We start from the raw sequence: 19,455 nt of genomic DNA, 5'->3' as shown, positions 1-19,455 counted from the left end.
GGGGAGCATCGCAAGGCGGAGGAGGGAGTCGATGCGGAGCATCGGCGACCGACGACAACGCGGCGAGGTGCGGTGCCAGGCGCCGCGAGCCCCGCATGATCGGCGAGACACCCCCTAGAGGTGCATCAGGTCCGTCCGGAGTCCGCGGGCGTCGCCAAGGTGCGGGTTCCGCCGCGCTGCCGAAGAATCTTTTCCGTCTGGGTGCCTCATGAAGAGCCCTGCGCCTGCGAGATTTCGCCGGTGTGACGGGGCGCCCCACGCGGTGGTGCGTCATGGCCGTTCCCGCCGCTGCGGGCGACTTCCATGCGCCTCCGGTCGTCCCTCCGGGGGACGCCGGGAGGGCGGAGGTTGCGATCGGACGCGGCCCGCCGCCGAGTGGGTCGCCACCACTTCCGGAAAGGTGCTCGCCCGATGCAGATCGATCTCAGTGGACGTAACGCGCTGGTCACCGGGTCGACGGCGGGAATCGGCGCGGCGACCGCGCAGGCGCTGGCCTCGGCCGGGGCCGACGTCGTGGTCAACGGCCGTAATGCCGACCGTGTTGCCGAGGCGGCGGAGCGGATCGGAGCACGCGGCGTCACGGCCGACGTCGGGACGGCGGAAGGCACGGCCGACCTGATCCGGCAGCTGCCCGAGGTCGACGTCCTGGTCAACAACACCGGCATCTTCGCGACCAGACCCGTCTTCGAGATCCCCGATGGAGACTGGCTGCGGTTCTTCGAGGTCAACGTGCTCTCCGGGGTGCGCCTGGCGCGCCATTACGCACCGCGGATGGCCCGGCGCGGGTGGGGCCGAGTGATCTTCGTGAGCAGTGAGGCGGGCGTCCAGACACCGACGGACATGGTCCACTACGGGATGACCAAGACGGCGCAGCTGGCGGTGTCGCGCGGGATGGCCCAGGCGCTCGCCGGCACCGGGGTCACCGTGAACTGCGTACTGCCCGGGCCGACGATGAGTGACGGCGTACTGGCGATGTTCGACGAGCTGTATCCCGGGCTCGATCCGGCTGAGCAGGAGCGGCGCTATCTGGCAGAGAACCGTGCGGCCGCGTCCCTGCTCAAACGCCTGATCCGTCCCCATGAGGTGGCCAGCATGATCGCATACGTGGCCTCGGAGCAGGCTTCGGCGACCACGGGCAGGGCACTCGGCGCCGACGGCGGCCTCGTCCCCACGATCGTCCCTTGACGGGTGCACCCGGCAGTCGTGCGGAACGGCTCGCCCTCGTCGCGTCCGCGGGGTGGTTTCCGCAGGTCCGCCGAGCCGTGTCCGCCTGCTTCGGCGCGGCGGACACCTCACGTTTGCATTAGCCCGCGTCTGCAATTATTGTGTGAACCTGTAAAGAGCTTCTGCAACTAAATGCGGCGGCTCACCTGTACCACTCCTGGGGGTGTCCCCTGACCCCCGTGCCCGGCTCCGTCGGACGAGCCGCCGCACCGGGAGGCACCCGCTCCCCCAAGCCTCGCCGAAAACGAGGCATCGATCGAAAAGGCATCATTCATGTCCCTGAAGGAAATCCTCCCCGGCCGCCTCGGCTTCGGCACCGCTCCGCTGGGCAACATGTTCCGCGCGATCCCCGACGAGGAGGCCCGCGCCACCGTCGAGGCCGCCTGGGAGCAGGGCATCCGCTACTACGACACCGCACCCTTCTACGGCGCCGGCCTCGCCGAGGAGCGCCTGGGCCAGGTCCTGTCCACCAAGCCCCGCGACGCCTACGTGCTGTCCACCAAGGTCGGCCGGGTCATCCTCGACGAACCGGAGACCGACGTCCCTGACTTCGGGGAGAAGGGCGACCTCTTCGAGCACGGCAACCCCAACAAGATCCTCCACGAGTGGACCGCCGACGCCACCGAGCGCTCCATCGAGGGCAGCCTCCGCCGCATGGGCGTCGACCGCTTCGACATCGTCTGGGTCCACGACATCGCCCAGGACTTCCACGGCGACGCCTGGATCCAGAAGTTCGAAGAGGCCCGCACCGGTGCCTTCCGCGTCCTGTCCCGCCTGCGCGACGAGGGCGTCATCAAGGCCTGGGGTCTGGGCGTCAACAAGACCGAGCCCATCGAGATGACCCTCGCCCTCGACGAGCCCAAGCCCGACGGGTTCCTCCTCGCGGGCCGCTACACCCTCCTCGACCACGCCCACGCCCTCCAGCGCCTGCTGCCGATGGCCCAGGAGCAGAACGTCGACATGGTCGTCGGCGGCCCCTACAGCTCCGGCATCCTCGCCGGCGGCACCCACTTCGAGTACCAGCAGGCCCCGCCCGAGATCATCGAGCGCGTCAACCGCCTCAAGACCCTCACCGACAAGCACGGCATCAGCATCAAGGCCGCCGCCCTCCAGTTCTCTCTGGCCCACCCGGCAGCCGCCGCCGTCATCCCCGGCGCCACCCGCCCCAGCCGCATCGCCGAGGACTCCGCCGCCCTCCACGAGAACATCCCGGCCGCCTTCTGGACGGACCTGCGCGCCGCCAACCTGGTCAGCCCGGCCGCACCTCTGCCCAACGGCGCCTGACCCCTGACCCCCACCACCCCCACTCCCGAAACCCCCACACCGGCAACACCATCCGGAGTAACACCATGGCCTCGACGTCCGTCAGCCGCATCGTCCCCGCCTCGCCCGACAAGGTCTGGAGCCTCATCGGCGGCTTCGACGCCCTGCCCGACTGGCTCCCCTACATCTCGGAGAGCACCGCACTCGAAGGCGGCCGCGTCCGCCGGCTGAAGAACCCCGAGGGCGAGGTCATCATCGAGCGCCTCGTCGACTTCAACGAGACCGAACGCCGCTACAGCTACGCCATCCTCCAGGCCCCCTTCCCCGTCAACGGCTACGTCTCCACCATCCGCGTCCACGCGATCCCCGGACAGGAGAACGCCGCCGAGGTCCAGTGGTCCGGCCGCTTCAACCCCGACGGCGCCACCGAGGACGAGGTCGTCGACCTGTTCAACGGCATCTACCGCGACGGCCTCGACGCCCTCCACACGACCCTCGCCGCCTGACACCGACGCCGGCCCGCCCAGGGCTCCGGCGCCGGACCGCACGGCCCAAGTGCGCACCCCGGCACCGGACGGCACGTCCGAGGTCGGAGTTCGGCTCTCATCAGTGTGACCGGCGCCCGTGCCATTTCGGCACGGGCGCCGGACCGGCCTGTTTGTCCGTCCGGCCGGCCCGGCACACGCCTCCCGCAGAGCTCGCGGACGGGCTGCTTCCTGCCTACGGTCGGGAACCGCTGCCGGACTTACGGATAGCTCACCAGGTAGGCCACGTTGCTGCTGGGAGTGACCTGGTTGCCGGTGTTGTCGACGATGTGATTGATGGTGCCGGCGCCGCCCAGGACCGTGGTGACCATGCTGTGGAACTTCACCGTGGACGTGGTGGGCACCTCGATGGCGTGGCCGAGTACGACGGAGGGGTTGTCGCGGAGATAGGCGTAGACGCCCACACCCCATGCCTCGTGTGAGGTGACGGAGTTGGCGACCTTGTACGAGGCGTAGCCGAGGTCGCCTCCACTGGTGGTCCAGCTGGACTGGTCGGGCACGTCGTAGGGGGTCTCGCTCTGGTAGAAGTACGTGCGGCCGCCGTTGCCGTTCCAGGTGGTCTGGTACTTCTGGTAGTGCTCGACCGCCAGGCCGTACATGGTGACGTTGTTGCCGTTGACGATCAGTCCGTTGACTGCCGGGTTGGCCGTCCAGCCGACGCCGTTGGTGTGGTCCGCGCGCCACAGCCACAGGTCGTCCCCGATGACGTCGTTGCTGTTGATCACCAGTGACTGGGTTGCCTTGCCGGCGAGGTCGCCGCCGATGCGGAAGAACACGTCGTGCAGCACGATCGGGTCGGCGGTGTGACTGGCGGTCGAGCCGGTCGGGCCGACCTGCATGAGCGTGTTGGAGTTGGTGGTGTTCGCGCTGATCAGCAGCCCGGCGATGTCGATGCCGTCGACGTCGGCGGTGGTGATGGCGGTGACGCCGTTGTCCGGTACGAGGGTGGCCAGGCCCAGGCCGAGGACCACGGTGTCGGGGCGGGTGATGTTCAGCGGGGCGGACAGGTGGTAGACGCCCGGGGTGACGATCAGGTTCTTGCCCGCGGCGAGTGCGTTGTTGATCGTCGTGGCGGTATCACCGGGTTTGACGATGTAGAACTGGCCGATCGGCAGCGAGGTGCCCGGGGCGGTGCCGTTCGTCCAGTCCGGGCCCTGCACATTGGTGCGCACGGACGGGACGAACACCTGCCAGTTCCCGGAGCCGTCGACGTAGATGAACGGCTTCTCGCGCATCACCGGGCTCTGGGCGACGGTGGTGTACTGCGGATTGGGGAAGCTGGTCGCCGGGGCGCCGGTGTCGCCTACGAAGACCATGTTCCAGTTGTGCCCGGTCCAGCCGCCGTTCATGGCGGTGTCCTGGGTGAGGAACTGCTGCTGGGTCCCGGAGTTGATCTGGCCGGAGACCCGCGAGTCGCCGATGTAGCCGCCGCTGGACCAGTTGGTGCTGGTGCCGTGGGTGTCGTCCCACAGCTTCATGCTGCCGTGCACGTCCATGCGCCGGAACGGGTCGGCCTGCGAGACGGCCCACATGGTGCTGCCCGAACCGGGGCTCACCGACATGTTCTCCACATCGCGCCAGAAGTTCTGGGTGGCGTTGCCGTCGCTGGTGTGACCCGCGACGTGCACGCCGCCACCCGTGATCGACACGTCGTCCGGTGACAGCCCGAGCCCGGCAACCTGGGTGTAGTAGCCGACGGGTATGTCGACGTTGTAGGTCCCGGGGGTGAACAGCAGGGCGTTGCGCTGGGCGCCGAACTCGTTGGTCTGCTGGGTGCTGTAGACCGAGTTGATCTTCGACTGGATGGTGGACGTCGACATCGACGGGTCGAACACCGTGACGTTGGGGCCGAAGTCCGGCGTGCCGGCCGGCGGGGTGATGCCGGCGGAGAGAGTGAAGGACTGGGCGGCGGAGCCGTTGCACGTGTATTGCTGCAGCTGGACGCTGTCGGCGGTGGACGCCGACGGCACATCGAGGCACTTGCCGCTGTTGCGGTTGACGAAGTGGTACGTGCCGGAGGCCTCCGCGACCGGCTGCCACTGCTGGTTGGCGCCGCCGCCGTAGAGCCACAGCTGGGTCAGCGCGCCGTCGGCGGTGGAGACGCCGGTCTCGTCCCAGACCTGGTTCGGCGCGGAGGCGACGCCGATCCGGTAGTAGCCGCTGTCGGTCGGCGTGAACTGCCAGGACTGCGCATCGGTGCCGTTGCAGGTGTACTGCTGCACGGCGGTGCCGTTACCGGTGGCCGCGGCACGCGCGTCAACGCACTTGCCGCTGCCCGCGTTGACGACGGTGGTCGGAGCGGTGGGGATGCTCGCGGCGGCGGCACTCGCGGCGGAAGCCAGTGCGATACCGGCGGCGGCCGGCAGCAGAAAGGCTGTCGTGAGGGCGGCCGTGCGTCTGCGCCGGCGGGGGGCGCGGACGCACGCGGCGGGAACGTCGGTCAACGTGTCTCCTTGGTCGCGATGTGGGGCGCGATGCGGATCGGACGCTAGAGGCAGTCCCTTCGGCCGTCAATACAGATCAAAATATAAGCCGTGAACTATGCTGCCCAAGAAGGGAGATGGGTGGAAATGGCCCCAACGGAGCGGGCATGAGGCTCAACGACGGTCCAGAAGGCGTCCGAGGAGCTTGTCCTGGCGCAGGGTGATGACGCGAGCGGCGATGTCGAGGTCCGGGTGGGCGGTGGCGAGCGCCTGCGGCCAGGCGTGGCGGGACCGTGCCTGCTCGCTCGGCGGCACCGGCCCGCCGCGCGGGCCCGTCCCGGACCGTCCCGGACATCTCAGTTGGTTTTTCCAAGTGGCGTGGTTAGGCTGCCGCTTCACGATCGCAAGGCAGGGACGACGGATACCGACTCTCCGCAGGCCCTGACCTGCCTTCCGGGCACTCTGCGACCGCATCGTCACATGGGGAGACGTCGACGCTTGAACACGCCGCCATCGCCGCTTGGAGCCCAGCGCACCGACGGTTCATCCGTCCTGATCGGCGCTCTCGCACCCCTGACTCGCCCCGGCTGGGCCGAGGCAGGCCAACACCTCATCGCCGGTATGGAGTTGGCCGTGCGCGATGTCAATGACGCGGGAGGGGTGGGCGGAAAGCCACTGGAGTTGGAGGTCCGGGACACCGCAGCTGATCCCCAAAGGGCCGCGGCGGCCGTGGACGAACTGGCGCACCTCGGCGTGGCCGCCCTGGCCGGGGAGTATCACAGCGTCGTCGCTCGCACGGCTGCGGCCAGGGCCGACGCGCTCAGGCTGCCGTACCTGTGCTCGTCAGCGGTTCTCGACGCACTCACCGACGAACCGACGGACCGGGTCGCGCGCCTGTGCCCGGCGCAGTCCCACGGCTGGCGGATCTACGCGGACTTCCTGCGCGATGCCGGCCACAGCCGCATCGCCGTGGCCACCCAACCGAGTGTCTACTGGGCGTCAGGCACCCGCCTGCTGCGGAACCACCTCGCTCAGCACGGCGGCACCGTCATCGAACTCGACATGCGCGAGCTCACCCCCACGGCGATCTGCGACGCACTCGCCGACCACCGCGCGACAGCCCTCCTTCTTCTCGTCGGCCACCCCGAGCCGGCCGTACCCATCGTCCGGTCCGTCCGACGCGACCAGCGTCTCACCGACATCCTGATCGGCGCTCCGGCCGGGCAGCCGGAGTTCGCCGAATGGGAGGAGCTGCTGGGTGATCTCGGCACTGCGGTCCCTTTCCTGCGCTACCTGCCCCACCGTCTCACTCCTGTCGGTGTCCGAGTCGAGAAGAGCCTCCGCGAGCGGCTCGCCCAAGCTCCCTCCTTCGTCGCCTTCGAGGGCTACGACACAATCGCCGTCCTCGCCGATGTACTGCGCACGTACGGCACCGACCGAGCCCGTATCGCCGAAGCCTGGCCGCGCGTCGCCGTCGACGGCACCCGCGGGCGAATCGAGTTCTCCCGCGCACCAGGCATCGGCGTGTGGCAATGGACCTGGCCCCCCGTCCAAGTCGTCGACCGAGACCCGGCGAAACCCGGCCGCTTCCGCATCCTCCACGCCGACTGACATGTCTGATCGTCCTTGCTCCATCGATCAGGACAGGAGCAACACCGCGGCCTCGCCCGGGAGGAACAACGGCAGATGGGCCCGGGCCGATGCACGGACGAGGCCAGGGGCTGGTGGGCGTCCGGCATCGGGTGGTCTCGGCTACGGCGGTACGGGTTCGTTCTCGAAGCCCACCTGGCGCCGCCGTCACGGGATACCCCAAGCTGGCCCTCATGGATTGGTTGCCACTGCTCTCCACCCTGGCCGGGGCCGCGATCGGCATCGTCGCTACTCTCATCGCCGATCGGAATCGGTGGAGGCACGAGGATGTCAAAGAACTTCTTCGGCTGCGGCTCGACATCTACACGCAGTACACCACCACCGTGAAGGTCCTCGGTGAGACCCTGCGGGCCTTGGCCGAGCGAGAACACCCTTCCGACGACGAGCGGGCGCTTGCGCTGCGCGGAGCCTTTCGGGATTCAGGCATAGCCATAGCATCAGAACGGATGTGGCTCATCGCGCCCCAACCCGTCGTCAGGGCCTCCAACAGCGTGTTCCACTGCCTGCGACGCATCTGCGACGGCTATGTCGAGGGCATTGCTGTCAGCAGTCCGGAGGATCGCGCCCACTGGGAGGCGCGCGGCAAAGCAGCCGCCAAGATGCGCAAGCTCATGCGTGAAGATCTCGGCGTCGGCCCCCTCACCGAACGCCACAGCCTCCTTCTCAACGACAACAACAACCCCGCCGCGCCATGACCGTGACCGTGAACGTGGCGCCAACGTCATGAGTTGGCGCACCTGGGACGGCCTTCTGGTCCGTCGCCACTCGGACCTGGCCCGCGTGCCCTCCCGCCCACCGAGGAGTCCAGGCAGGCGAGGCCCATCTCGTTGAACCGGTGGATCACGTCCCGGACGGTGACCTCGTCGGACTGGACCAGCTGGGCGATCACCGGCACCCGGTTCCCGCCGGCCGAGGCCGGCAGCATCATCGCGCGCTGGTGGCGCACCGAGCTGGTGCTGCCCCGGCGCACGATCTGCTGCAGCTTCTGCCCCTCCTGATCGGTCGTCTACCCACACGACTGCGGTCACAGCACTAGCCGGATCCGAGCTCCGGTCGAGCGCACCGGCCCACGGTGGCGGACGGAGGAGGCGCTGTGGACGGTATGCGCGAAGGTGTGTGGGACGGTCGGTGCGCCGACCCACCGGCGGGGCTGCCGGCGACGGCGGCCGTCTCCTTCTGTCCGGAACTCCGGGAATCCACTCAGCTCCCCAGGGGCGACGCCCGGCGTGCCCGCCTCACCGTTGGTGCCGCCCCGTCGGCCCGTCACCCCCGTACGCCGAGCGGAGTGTCCTTGTGAGCAGCGGACGTATCGAAGTGTGCCTCGTCGGCGCCGGCCCGCGCGGGCTGTCCGTGCTGGAGCGGTTGTGCGCCCAGGAGCGCAAGTCCCCTCGCTGGGATCACCTCACCGTCCACGTGGTCGACCCGGGCCCGCCCGGCTCGGGCCAGGTGTGGCGGCCCTCCCAGTCCCGGCACCTGCTGATGAACACCGTCGCCTCCCAGGTGACGGTCTACACCGACGCCAGCGTCGGCATCGAGGGCCCCCTGGAGGAGGGCCCGAGTCTCTACCAGTGGGCCAAGGCGCTCGGCCCGACCGCGCTCACCCCGGCCGACGGCACCTCCTGCGCCGACGAGACACTCGCCGAGGCCCGCGACCTGGGCCCGGACACCTATCCCACCCGTGCCCTGTACGGCGCATACCTGGGCTGGGTGTTCCAGCAGGTCACCGCGAACGCGGCCGCGCATGTGACGGTACGGGTGCACGCCCAGCGGGCGGTCGCGCTGGACGACGGGGACGACACGCTCGGCGCGCGCGGACCCCAGACCGTGCTCCTGGCCGACGGAACCCGGCTGGCCGGGCTCTCCGCGGTCGTGCTGGCGCAGGGTCACCTGCCCGTCGTACCCGGCCCCGCCGAGCGGGAACTGTCCGGCTTCGCCGCCCGGCACGGCCTGGTCTACCTCGCCCCCGCGAACCCGGCCGATGCCGACCTCGACGCCATCGCGTGCGGCGAGAGCGTGCTGCTGCGCGGTCTCGGCCTGAACTTCTTCGACTACATGGCCCTGTTCACGCGTGCCCGCGGCGGCGTCTTCCAGCGCGTCGACGGCCGCCTGGTCTACCGTCCCTCCGGTCGCGAACCGCGCCTGTACGCCGGTTCCCGCCGCGGTGTGCCGTATCAGGCGCGCGGTGAGAACGAGAAGGGCGCCCACGGCCGCTACCTGCCCCGGCTGCTGACCGCCGGGCACATCGCGGCCCTGCGGGCTCCGGGTCGCGGACCGATCCGGTTCGGCACCGACCTGTGGCCGCTGATCGCGAGGGAAGTGGAGAGCGTCTACTACGAGGCGCTGCTCGCCCCCCGCCAAGGCCCCGGCTCTGCCGCGGTCTTCGCCGCCCGGTACCTGCGCACCGAGCCCGGTCCGTGGCGGAACCGGCTGCTGGCCGAGGCCGGCGTGGCCGCGGCCGAACGCTGGGACTGGGAGCGGATCGCCAGGCCGTACGGCAACCGGCGCTTCGCCGACCTGGCCGACTTCCGCGCCTGGCTGCGCGGCTACCTCGACGACGACGTCCGCCACGCCCGCCAGGGCAACGTCTCCGGCCCGCTCAAAGCGGCCCTGGACGTCCTGCGCGACCTGCGCAACGAGGTCCGCCTGGCCGTCGACCACGGTGGCCTGGACGGCGACTCCCACCGGGACGAGCTGGACGGCTGGTACACACCGCTCAACGCCTACCTGTCCATCGGGCCGCCGGCCTCCCGCATCGAGGAGATGGCCGCTCTGATCGACGCGGGCGTCCTGGAGGTCCTCGGCCCCGGGATGCGGGCCGGCACCGAGGAGGACGGCCCCGAAGGCGCCCGGTTCACCGGTACGAGCGACATTCCCGGCGTGCTGGTCCGGGCCACGACGCTGATCGACAGCCGGCTGCCGGAGATCGACCTGCGGCGCACCGCGGACCCCCTGCTGCGGCACCTGCTCCGCACCGGCCAGTGCCGCCCCTTTAGCATCCCCGGCCGGGCCGGCGCCCCCTACGAGACCGGCGGTCTCGCCGTCACCGAGCGTCCGTACCACCTCGTGGACGCCCGGAGCGAGCCGCATCCCCGGCGCTTCGCCTACGGTGTCCCCACCGAGTCCGTGCACTGGGTCACCGCGGCCGGCATCCGCCCCGGCGTCGGCTCGGTGACGCTGGAGGACTCCGACGCCATAGCGGCCGCCGCGCTGTCCCTCCCGCAGCCGGCAACCGCCCCGGCCCCCACCCCCGTGCCGGCCACTGCGACCCCGGTCATCCACCCCGACCGCCCCACACAGGACGACGACACCCCGACGAGGGCAGCTGCATGACGGCCACTCATCTCTCCAGGACGAGCACGGGCAACGGCACCACGGGCAACGGCGCGGCCGACAACGACTCGGAGCCTGGAACCGGCCTCGCACCCGGCACCGGCGCCCACCTCTTCCCCCCACCCGACCTGGACGCCGGCCTCCTCTCCCCCGTAAGGGCGGGCACCCCCATAGAGCCGGCGGTCGGCGACACCGCCTGGCTGCAGGCCATGTTGGACGCGGAGGCGGCGCTCGCCAGGGCGCAGGCGCGCTGCGGCACCGTACCCGCGGAAGTCGCCGCAGCCATCACCGCGGCCGCCCGTGCCGAGCGCCTGGACCTGGTGCCGCTGGCGCGGGCCGCTCGGGAGACCGCCAACCCGGTCGTCGGCATGATCAAGGCGCTGACCGCGGTGGTGGCCGAGGACGCCCCGGAGGCAGTGGAGTACGTCCACCGCGGCTCCACGAGCCAGGACATCCTCGACACCGGAGCGATGCTGGTGGCCCGGCGGGCGCTGCGGATCGTCATCGGCGACCTGCGGACCACCGCGGCCGCGCTCACGACGCTGGCCGCCGAGCACCGCGACACCGTGATGGCCGGCCGTACCCTCGCCCTGCACGCCGTGCCGACCACGTTCGGGCTCAAGGCGGCCGGCTGGCGGCAGCTCGTACTGGAGTCGGCCCTCCGCCTGGAGCAGGTGGCCGACCGGCTTCCGGTGTCCCTGGGCGGCGCCGCCGGCACCCTCGCGGGCTACCTCCAGTACGCCGGTGAGGACACCGACGCGCACACCCTCGTCGCCGAACTCACCACTGCCTTCGCCCGGGAGACGCAGCTGGCCGAGCCCCTGCTGCCCTGGCACGCGCTGCGCACCCCGATCGCCGACCTGGGCGCCGCCCTCGCGCACACCGCGGGTGCGCTTGGCAAGATCGCCGCCGACGTGCTGGTGCTGGCCCGCACCGAGGTCGGCGAGGTGGCCGAACCGCAGGTGGCGGGCCGCGGGGTGTCCTCGGCGATGCCACACAAGCGCAACCCGGTCCTGGCCACGCTGATCCGCTCCGCCGCACTGCAAGTGCCTGCGCTGGCCTCGATCCTGACGCAGTGTCTGGTCGCCGAGGACGAGCGGTCGGCGGGCGTTTGGCACACCGAGTGGCTCCCGCTGCGGGAGTGTCTGCGGCTCACCGGCGGCGCCGCCCACACCGCCGTGGAGCTGGCCCGGGGGCTCACCATCCATCCGGACCGGATGCGCGCCAACCTGGAGGCGACCGGCGGCCAGGTCGCCTCCGAACGGGTCTCCGCCGTACTGGCTCCCCGGCTGGGCAAGGCGGCGGCCAAGGAAGTGCTGGCCCAGGCGTCCCTGCTGGCCGCCGAGACCTCCCGGCCGCTGGCCGAGGTGCTCACCGAACTACCCTCCCTGCACGGCCTGTTCACCCCTGGCGAGGCAGCCGCACTGCTGGACGCAGCCGGCTACACGGGCGCGGCCGGCGCCTTGGTCGACCGGGCGCTGAGCGGTGACCGAACCACCTCAACACACCGACACCCGGGCCCGGCCCATCCTCACCCGGGAGCGAAATGAGCGGCGTGGACACGATGACGGCGCTTCTTGAGATGGTCGGCATCTGCGACGACCTGCTCGAAGTGCCGCATGGCCTTGGGTGATCAGCCGGCCGCGGAAGGATGGTCGGGCACTATTACGTGCCGCCTGCCGACCTCCGAGGAGCGTCCCGGCATCACTCGTTCAAGTTCAGCGCCGTCCCGCGATGAGTGTCGGGAGTTCGCGCATGTCGTAGAAGATGGTGGTGTCGCGGCCTTCGAGGCGTTCGGCCGGGGTCAGTCCGCCGGCATAGCCGAAGGACCGCATACCAGCGGCGCGGGCAGCGCGGACGCCGGGCCGGCTGTCCTCCACCACCACGCAGGCTGCGGGATCGACGCCCATCTGTCGGGCGGCGTGCAGGAACAGGTCCGGAGCGGGTTTGCCGTGGGAGACCTCAGTGGCGCTGTAGATGCGGCCCGCGAAGTGTTCGTACAGTCCGGTGCGGCCGAGGGTGTGGCGCATCTTGTCGTGGGTGCCGCTGGAGGCGACGCAGGTCGGCAAGGTGAGTGCGTCCAGGGCTTCCGGTAGGCCGTCGACGGGGGCGAGCTCGGCGTCGACGGCCTCGCGGTGAAGCTGCTCGAACCGCTCCGACCAGGTCGCCGCCGTGTCCTCGCCGAGCTGGGCCGCGACCTGTTCACGGATGGCCGCGTGTGAGCGCCCGATGAACCGGTCCACGACCTCTTCCTCGGTCAGCGGCCAGCCCAACTGAGCTCCGAGGGCGACCTGCACGCGTGCGGCGATGCGCTCGCTGTCGACCAGTACGCCGTCGCAGTCGAATATCACGAGTTCAATGGGCTTGATCATCCCGGCAGCATAGGACCTCATGAGACAGGCGGCTGTGCGGCTGTGCGGCTGTCAGGGCGTTCGACCAGCCGGAGCGGACCAGGTGAACGAGTGCTCGGGCGTGAAGCACCTGCATCATCCGCTCGTCGGCGACCTCGCCCAGCCCTACGAGGCGATGGGCCTGCCGTCCGGCCCCGGCCTCCGCCTCAACTTCTGCACCCCCGAACCGGATTCGCGAGAGCGGGAGGCCCTCGGTCTCCTCGCCGGCTGGGCGAGCACCGGCGCCGTCGTCCCCTCCAGGAGGGACCGGTCAGGGAACGACCGGTCGGGCAACGACCGGTCGGGCAACGGCTGATCACAAGAACTGGCCGGTCGCCTCCCGGGTTCGGCCATGTTCATGGGCGCCGGGATCGGGCCGGCGGCATCAGCGGTCTTGTCGCACGGAGGTTGTGTCGACGTCGGCGAGGTTGCCGCCTGAGTCGATCGGCTGGAGCTGCGGCAGTGGGAGACCGTGTCCGTCGACGAGGAGGGAGTGGTCTTCGCCGGCGGCGAAGGCATGACGTTCGCCCCACTGTCGCAGGGCCACGATGACGGTGAACAGATCGCGACCGGCCGGGGTGAGGGTGTAGAGCTGCCGCCTGCCCGATGGCGCGGTCTGCCGGGCGAGGATGCCACGGTCGACGAGACGACGGAGCCGGTCGGTGAGGATGTTGCGGGCGATCCCGGTGCGCTGCTGGAAGTCGGTGAAGGCTCGCGCGCCGTCCATGGCGTCGCGGACGATGAGCAGGCTCCAGCGGTCCCCGATCAGGTCGAGCGTTCGTGCCACGGGACAGGTCGGGTCGGTCCAGGCGACACCCTCGGCCCTGATCACGGTCTGGGTCATCACGCCTCCCCGATGAGTAGCTGATTGAAACCATTCTGCCGTACTCTGGAATTGGTTGCGATCTGCTACTGACCGAGGGAGAGCATGAGCATGACCACGGGCCGAAGGACGCTGTTCGCCGCGGTCTGCGCGGTCGCCGTCGCGAGCCTCTACGCCGCCCAGCCCGTTCTCGCCCAGATCGGAACCGACCTGGGCGTGCCGGACGCCCACCTGGGACGGATCGTCGCGGCCGGGCAGCTCGGCTATCTGGCAGGGCTGGCCGTTCTCGTCCCGCTGGGCGACATGATCGACCGGCGCAAGCTCATATCGGGGCATCTCCTGCTGACCGGGGTTGCTGCGGTGCTGGCCGCGACAGCTGCCCGGGCCTGGGTTCTGCTGGTCGGGCTGGCCGTCGCCGGCCTGTTCGCGACCGTCGTCCAGACGACGGTCGCCTACGCCGCAGCCTTGTCCACGCCCGAGGAACGCGGCCGGAACCTCGGTGTGGTGACCTCCGGTGTCGTCGTCGGCATTCTCGGCGCACGCGTCGCGGCCGGCGCCCTGGCCACGGCCTGGAGCTGGCGCAGCGTGTACGTCGTGCTCGCCGTGCTCCTGGTGACGCTGGCATGCCTCGTCCTGAGAACCCTGCCACCCGACCCGCGCACCGACCACGCTCCGTATCGACAGGTGCTGACGTCGCTGGGCGGATTGTTCCGCGAGCGCCTGTTCGTCTCGCGCGGGCTGATCGCGTTCTTCCTGTTCGCCTCCTTCAGCACGCTGTGGAGCGGCCTGGCGCTACCGCTCGCGGCCGCTCCGTGGCATCTGGACACGGCGCAGATCGGCCTGTTCGGCCTCGCCGGACTGGCCGGCGCACTCGGCGCCGCCCGGGCAGGACGCTGGGCCGATGCCGGGTTCGCGAGCGCCGTCACCGGCGGAGCACTCGCGCTCCTCGCCACCTCATGGCTGGCCATCGGGCAGACTTCATGGTCGCTGTGGCCCGTCGTCATCGGCGTGGTCGTGCTCGACTTCGCCGTGCAAGCCGTGCATGTGAGCAACCAGCACCTGCTCACCATGACCCACCCGCACCACACCAGCAGCGCCATCGGCGGCTACATGATCTTCTACGCCCTCGGCTCCGCCCTAGGCGCCACCACCACGACCACCGTGTTCGCAGACGCCGGATGGACCGGCTCCAGCGTCCTCGGCGCAGCCTTCGCGGCCTGCGCGCTCACCGTCTGGGCGGCAAACGCCCACCAGGGCCCCGGTTGCGGAGGCCCACCCCGCATGGAGGAGGATGCGGGACGGAGGGGATTTGAATGCGTTCAAAAATGCGGGAGCCGGTACAGACGCAGGTCCGGGTGAGGGACAGATTCGGCGCGGTGCTGACGGCTTCGGTGTCGATGCTGTTCGTCGAAGCTGTGATCGGTGCGATCGCGCTCGTCGTGTGGGGGCAGACCCAGGAGAGCCCAGACCTTCCCTACAACGCCATGGGTGTCGTCTTCCTGATCCTGGTGGCGCCGTTCCTCGCGGCAGCGGGAGCTGCCCTCTTCGCCGTGCTGTCGGTCGCCCTGGTGATACCGCTGCTGGTTGCGGCCGGATGGCTCGGCCGCCGGCTCTCGGGCCACGAGAGGTGGTGGTCGATCCCGGCACTGGCGGCCGCCGGAACAGCCCCGTTGGCCCTGGCCGTGGCGGAGCTCGTGGAGACCGGTTTCCTGGCGGGCCTCGGCATATGGCTCGCGGTGACGGCGGCGCTCACCGCCACGGCGCTGGTCTCCCGCAGGCTGCTGCTGCCGGACCGCCCGTGGCTCTCCGGCGCCGCGATGTTCGGGCGGGTGGCGCTGTACGGGACGCTCGCTGTCGTCACCACCGGCACGCTCGCGGGCATCGCCCTGAGCGTCGGCATCGGCTACGAACCTCCGCGGCTGAGCGCGGAACAGGTCGCCGGGACGTGGTCCGACGGCAGAGGCGGCACGCTCACCCTCACGGCAGATGGCAAGGCCACGGCGACCCGCGTCAAGACGTTCGACCTCGACGACTCCTTCGAACCGGTGGCGCACGAATGCACCGGCACCGGTACCTGGGAGTACGACCCGGGCACCGGGCCATGGTCCCAGAAGGTGGCTGTGACCGTCGCCGACTGTCCATGGGACACCTGGGAGGTGTTCGGAACCCGCGAGCACCCGAAGCTGTTCGTCTACATCGGCGACCCCGACAGCTGGGACCTCTACATCCTGCAACGCCGTGACCAGGCCGCGCCTTTCGGATCTCGCCATGGCGAGCGCGTGTCGTGACGCCGCGGACGGCTTGTCCACGGCGTCAGGACACACGGCAGCGCCGGGCCGGCAGCCGAAGCCTGCCCGGAACTCTCGGCGCGGGACAGCGCTCGGCATCGAATGGCGGAGCCGGAGAGGGTCTTGCGGCCGCCGCGCACCCGCCGGCATCGAGATCTGCGAGCCGCCCGGATCGCCGGCAGCCGCTGGGCGATCGGGGAGTGCTTCCAGGCCGCGAACGACGGATGCGGCCTGGACGAGGGAAACCCGCCTCATCCGTCCGCCTCGACCACTGCGTGCCCGCGCCCAGCCCCGGCCACAGCTGGTCACGGCGTCGCGCAGCCTGAGCCCGTGTGGTGCAGGTCAGCGGCCCAGGCGGCAGGATGGGAAAGAGGGCAGTCGCTACGCGCGGCCAGGGCCGCGGGCCGCGGCTCGCGCGGGCGTACTCGCCGACGGCAAGTCGCGCTCATGGACCGAAGAGAGCGCGCCATGACAGCGGACATCAACTTCACGGCCTTCTTCGACGCCACCCCAAGCCCGTACCTGGTACTGGACACGGACCTGGTGATCCGCTACGCGAACCGCGCATACCTGCAGGCCACGAGGCGGACCGGGGAAGAGCTGATCGGGAAGTACTTCTTCGACGCCCTGCCGGAAAATCCTGGCATCCCCTGCGACGCGGAACACAACCTCAAGGCGTCGCTGCATCGCGTCCTGGACACCAAGGCCCCCGACACCCTGGTATTGCAGCGGTACGACATCTGCGCCCCCGACCAGCTCAGCGGGTTCGAGGAGCGGTGGTGGTCCAACATCCACACCCCGATCCCCGGACCGGACGGCACGGTGGCATGGATCGTGCAACGGTCCGAGGACGTCACCGCCATCATTCATTCACGCTGGGCGCGTCAGCTCACCGAGGAGTTCACCGAGCGGGAAAAGGGCTTGGCAGCCGAGCTCTACGTGCGGGCCCGCGAGCTGCAGCGGCTGAACGAGGAGCTGCGCCAGGCCCACGCGCGCGAACGCCAGGTGGGCATCGCTCTGCAGGAAGCCATGCTCCAGGCCCCCGACCTGAACCGGCACGACGACAACATCGCCGTGCTGTACCTGCCCGCGACGACATCGCTCAACGTGTGCGGTGACTGGTATGACGTCGTCGATCTGCCGCCCGACCGCTACGCCGTGGCGGTCGGAGACGTCGTCGGCCACGGCCTGCCGGCCGCAGCCGTCATGGGGATGCTCCGCAGTGCCCTGAGCGCGGCCATCCGGGCCATCCCGAGCCCCGCCCAGGCCCTGGAAGTCCTCGGCCTGTACGCCCGCTCCATCGAGGGCGCGACGGCTGCGACCGCGGTCAAGGTACTCATCGACACCCGCAGCAGACTGATCATCTACAGCAGTGCCGGACACCTTCCCCCCGTCCTGGTCCACCGCGACGGAACCTGCGAGCTGCTGGACCAGGCCACCGATCCCCCGCTCGGGGCCCGCCCCTACCACGTCCCCCGCCCTCAGGCCGGCCTGCCCTACACGCCGGGCGACACCCTGGTGCTCTACACCGACGGGCTCATCGAACGCCACGACGAAGACATCGACACCGGTCTGGCCCGCCTGATCTCGGTCCTCGCCCAGAGCAGGGCCCTCGCCCCCGGCCAGATCGCGGAGGCCCTGCCGGCCCGCCTCGGCGTCACCAGCGGCGCCCGCGACGACATCGCCCTGGTCGTCATCCGCCTGTAACGCTTTCCGGGCAGCCTCGCGGACGATCTCGTCGATCAGGAAGGTACGCCCTCCGCGTCACCAACCTGTCCGGTCAGCACACCTAGGGGGTGTCCGGCGCAGCCACGCGGTTCTTTCTCGACCTGCGCGTCAAGGGTGGCCGGCTCTGCCTGGACGGATCAGCCGCCGGTGAGGAAACCATCGTCGATGCGTGTGTGGCCTCAGACACCGGACAGTTCAGGCCGAGCGAGCGGATGTAGTGAGCGCCATGACCGGCCGGAGGTGACCGGCAGCCGAGAGCACGCCGGAGGACGTGCGGGCGTGCGCCGGCAACCTCCCGGGCTGTCGGCCAAGTGGCGCGGATTGCCTGTACCACGCTGCTAATGCGGGCATGGCTTTTGAACGCCGCGCCCGGGCAGCAGTCGCCCGCCGAGCAGCACGGCGCAGGCCCCGACGGTCATCAGTCCGCCGGCAAGGAAGGTGCCCCGCACGTCGACGAGCGGAAGGACCAGTCCCCCGAGCCCGGCGCCCGCCGCGATACCGGCGTTGTAGGAACCGGAGTTCGCCGCGAGTGCGATGTCCGTGCGCCCCGGTGCGCAACGCAACATCTCGTTCTGGGTGGTCATGAACACCGGCCCGAGCGCACCGCCCATCAGCAGCAAGAACAGCACCGCCGCCGCGGGATCGGTGCCGGCCGCGTACAGGCCGAGCATGCCCACCGCCTGCGTGGCTACGGCAGTGGCCAGTGCGGCGCGCGGAAAGCGGTCCACAAACGCCCCGGTGATGCTCACCCCCGTCAGACACGCCACACCGAAAGCTACGAACAGGACGCTGACCGTGTTCGGGGAGAACCCGCTCACGTCGCCCAGAAACTTCACGATGTACGTGTAGCCCGCGAACGCCCCGGCAGCGGACAGGGTCCCGGCCGCCAGTACGGTCCCGAACCGGCGGGCGTCGGGACCGGTTCCGTAGGCGGCGGGCTCTTCCTCCGGATGAGAGGTCGGCAGCAGAACGGCGATGGTCACCAGGGAGACGAGCCCCAGTGCCGCCAGGACGGCGACGGGCACCTGCCAGCCGCTCTGCCGGCCCAGCCAGGTCCCGGCGGGTACACCGAGGACGAGGGCGAGGGAACCGGCGACGGACAGCGCCCCGACCACACGCCCGCGCACCTCGGGCGGGAAGAGGCCGACCGCGACCGGCCCCATCACGGCCCAGAACAGTGCCTGGGCGAGCGCGGTCAGCAGCCGCGCCACGAGGAGCAGGCCGTAGGAGGTCGCCAGTGCCGCCACCAGACTGGACACGACGAGCGCGGCCAGCAGGCCCGTCAGCACATGTCGCCGGGGCGCGGCCCGCACCACGTGGGCAAGCGGCACAGACGCCACGGCCACCGTCACGCCGTAGCCGGTGACCAGGAGACCGACCGCGGACAGGGGCACCCGAAGGCTTTCGGAGATGAGCTCCAGCAGGCCGATCGGCAGGTTCTCCGCAGTGTTGAAAGTGAAGGCGGCCAGCATGAGGGCCGCGAGCACCGCCGCCCCCTGCCATGGCGCCGGCTGCCTCGTACGCGTACGGCCTGTTCCTGCCGCCGCCCGTTGCACCTGATCCGTGGACCCGTCCATGGATTCACCCCACCGGACGCACCGGAGGTGCCGCAACCGAAAATCGTAGGCCCTGGGGCGGGTGCGCCCCGGCGATCCGAGCGAAGGCGAGGCCGTCGGTCGGACGGTGACCGGCTTCGTGGAGCGGCGGACGACCCCACGCGAGACGCCTGCCGCGACCGTGCCGTACTGACGCCGCGTGAGCCCGGGGTGCTGACGCACCCAAGAGTGTCCG

16 protein-coding genes and 1 pseudogene are annotated in these 19,455 nt (G+C 70.4%); 11 read left to right on the top strand and 6 right to left on the bottom strand.

Annotated features, from left to right (window positions below; genetic code table 11):
• The first annotated feature begins 411 nt into the window (after positions 1-411).
• From IE318_RS29035 to IE318_RS29025, 3 genes are all read left to right on the top strand, one after another.
• On the top strand, positions 412-1,185 hold the full coding sequence (locus IE318_RS29035) for an SDR family NAD(P)-dependent oxidoreductase (RefSeq protein WP_189905093.1): 774 nt from the start codon (positions 412-414) through the stop codon (positions 1,183-1,185).
• Between the two features lie 312 nt (positions 1,186-1,497).
• Positions 1,498-2,508 (top strand): aldo/keto reductase, encoded by a 1,011-nt coding sequence (locus tag IE318_RS29030; RefSeq protein WP_189905091.1) that lies wholly within the window; start codon positions 1,498-1,500, stop codon positions 2,506-2,508.
• A gap of 65 nt (positions 2,509-2,573) precedes the next feature.
• Positions 2,574-2,993 (top strand): SRPBCC family protein, encoded by a 420-nt coding sequence (locus IE318_RS29025; RefSeq protein WP_189905089.1) that lies wholly within the window; start codon positions 2,574-2,576, stop codon positions 2,991-2,993.
• A gap of 239 nt (positions 2,994-3,232) precedes the next feature.
• Here IE318_RS29025 and IE318_RS29020 read toward each other — a convergent pair whose 3' ends face one another.
• On the bottom strand, positions 3,233-5,476 hold the full coding sequence (locus IE318_RS29020; protein WP_373311308.1) for a pectate lyase-like domain-containing protein: 2,244 nt from the start codon (positions 5,474-5,476) through the stop codon (positions 3,233-3,235).
• A gap of 153 nt (positions 5,477-5,629) precedes the next feature.
• Complete coding sequence (locus tag IE318_RS29015; protein ID WP_189905205.1) at positions 5,630-5,770, bottom strand: hypothetical protein; 141 nt, start codon at positions 5,768-5,770, stop codon at positions 5,630-5,632.
• A gap of 183 nt (positions 5,771-5,953) precedes the next feature.
• Between IE318_RS29015 and IE318_RS29010 the strand changes: the two genes are divergently transcribed.
• Together IE318_RS29010 and IE318_RS29005 are read left to right on the top strand one after the other, a co-directional pair.
• Positions 5,954-7,066, top strand: a complete 1,113-nt coding sequence (locus IE318_RS29010) for an ABC transporter substrate-binding protein (RefSeq protein WP_189905087.1) — start codon at positions 5,954-5,956, stop codon at positions 7,064-7,066.
• Positions 7,067-7,278: 212 nt separating this feature from the next.
• Positions 7,279-7,800 (top strand): hypothetical protein, encoded by a 522-nt coding sequence (locus IE318_RS29005; RefSeq protein WP_229903808.1) that lies wholly within the window; start codon positions 7,279-7,281, stop codon positions 7,798-7,800.
• Positions 7,801-7,881: 81 nt separating this feature from the next.
• Here IE318_RS29005 and IE318_RS45280 read toward each other — a convergent pair.
• Positions 7,882-8,087: pseudogene (locus IE318_RS45280) on the bottom strand (helix-turn-helix domain-containing protein); the annotation flags it as partial.
• 311 nt (positions 8,088-8,398) lie between these two features.
• Here IE318_RS45280 and IE318_RS28995 point away from each other — a divergent pair.
• Together IE318_RS28995 and IE318_RS28990 are read left to right on the top strand one after the other, a co-directional pair.
• Complete coding sequence (locus IE318_RS28995) at positions 8,399-10,435, top strand: FAD/NAD(P)-binding protein (RefSeq protein WP_189905083.1); 2,037 nt, start codon at positions 8,399-8,401, stop codon at positions 10,433-10,435.
• Positions 10,432-11,985, top strand: a complete 1,554-nt coding sequence (locus IE318_RS28990) for a nitrosuccinate lyase (RefSeq protein ID WP_189905081.1) — start codon at positions 10,432-10,434, stop codon at positions 11,983-11,985. Before IE318_RS28995 ends, IE318_RS28990 begins: the two co-directional genes overlap by 4 nt.
• A 168-nt stretch (positions 11,986-12,153) precedes the next feature.
• Here IE318_RS28990 and IE318_RS28985 read toward each other — a convergent pair whose 3' ends face one another.
• Positions 12,154-12,807, bottom strand: a complete 654-nt coding sequence (locus IE318_RS28985) for an HAD family hydrolase (RefSeq protein ID WP_189905079.1) — start codon at positions 12,805-12,807, stop codon at positions 12,154-12,156.
• A 100-nt stretch (positions 12,808-12,907) separates the two neighbouring features.
• Here IE318_RS28985 and IE318_RS28980 point away from each other — a divergent pair, with 100 nt between their 5' ends.
• Complete coding sequence (locus IE318_RS28980) at positions 12,908-13,141, top strand: MmyB family transcriptional regulator (protein WP_229903807.1); 234 nt, start codon at positions 12,908-12,910, stop codon at positions 13,139-13,141.
• Positions 13,142-13,210: 69 nt separating this feature from the next.
• Here IE318_RS28980 and IE318_RS28975 read toward each other — a convergent pair whose 3' ends face one another.
• Positions 13,211-13,669: a winged helix-turn-helix transcriptional regulator gene (locus tag IE318_RS28975; RefSeq protein WP_189905077.1), complete on the bottom strand. Its 459-nt coding sequence runs from the start codon at positions 13,667-13,669 to the stop codon at positions 13,211-13,213.
• Between the two features lie 90 nt (positions 13,670-13,759).
• Between IE318_RS28975 and IE318_RS28970 the strand changes: the two genes are divergently transcribed.
• The 3 genes from IE318_RS28970 to IE318_RS28960 all read left to right on the top strand — a co-directional run bounded on the left by IE318_RS28970 (position 13,760) and on the right by IE318_RS28960 (position 17,643).
• Entirely contained in the window at positions 13,760-15,007 is a 1,248-nt protein-coding gene (locus IE318_RS28970; RefSeq protein WP_229903819.1) for an MFS transporter, read from the top strand.
• Complete coding sequence (locus IE318_RS28965) at positions 15,004-15,936, top strand: hypothetical protein (protein ID WP_189905073.1); 933 nt, start codon at positions 15,004-15,006, stop codon at positions 15,934-15,936. Before IE318_RS28970 ends, IE318_RS28965 begins: the two co-directional genes overlap by 4 nt.
• A 468-nt stretch (positions 15,937-16,404) precedes the next feature.
• Positions 16,405-17,643 (top strand): PP2C family protein-serine/threonine phosphatase, encoded by a 1,239-nt coding sequence (locus IE318_RS28960; protein ID WP_189905071.1) that lies wholly within the window; start codon positions 16,405-16,407, stop codon positions 17,641-17,643.
• A 359-nt stretch (positions 17,644-18,002) separates the two neighbouring features.
• On the opposite strand, the gene IE318_RS28955 is transcribed toward IE318_RS28960, so the two are convergent.
• Positions 18,003-19,136: an MFS transporter gene (locus IE318_RS28955; RefSeq protein WP_229903818.1), complete on the bottom strand. Its 1,134-nt coding sequence runs from the start codon at positions 19,134-19,136 to the stop codon at positions 18,003-18,005.
• Positions 19,137-19,455 lie beyond the last annotated feature (319 nt).

The organism is Streptomyces spiralis (genome assembly GCF_014654675.1).
GTDB lineage: Bacteria > Actinomycetota > Actinomycetes > Streptomycetales > Streptomycetaceae > Streptomyces > Streptomyces spiralis.
This window is presented reverse-complemented; position numbering and strand designations above follow the sequence as displayed.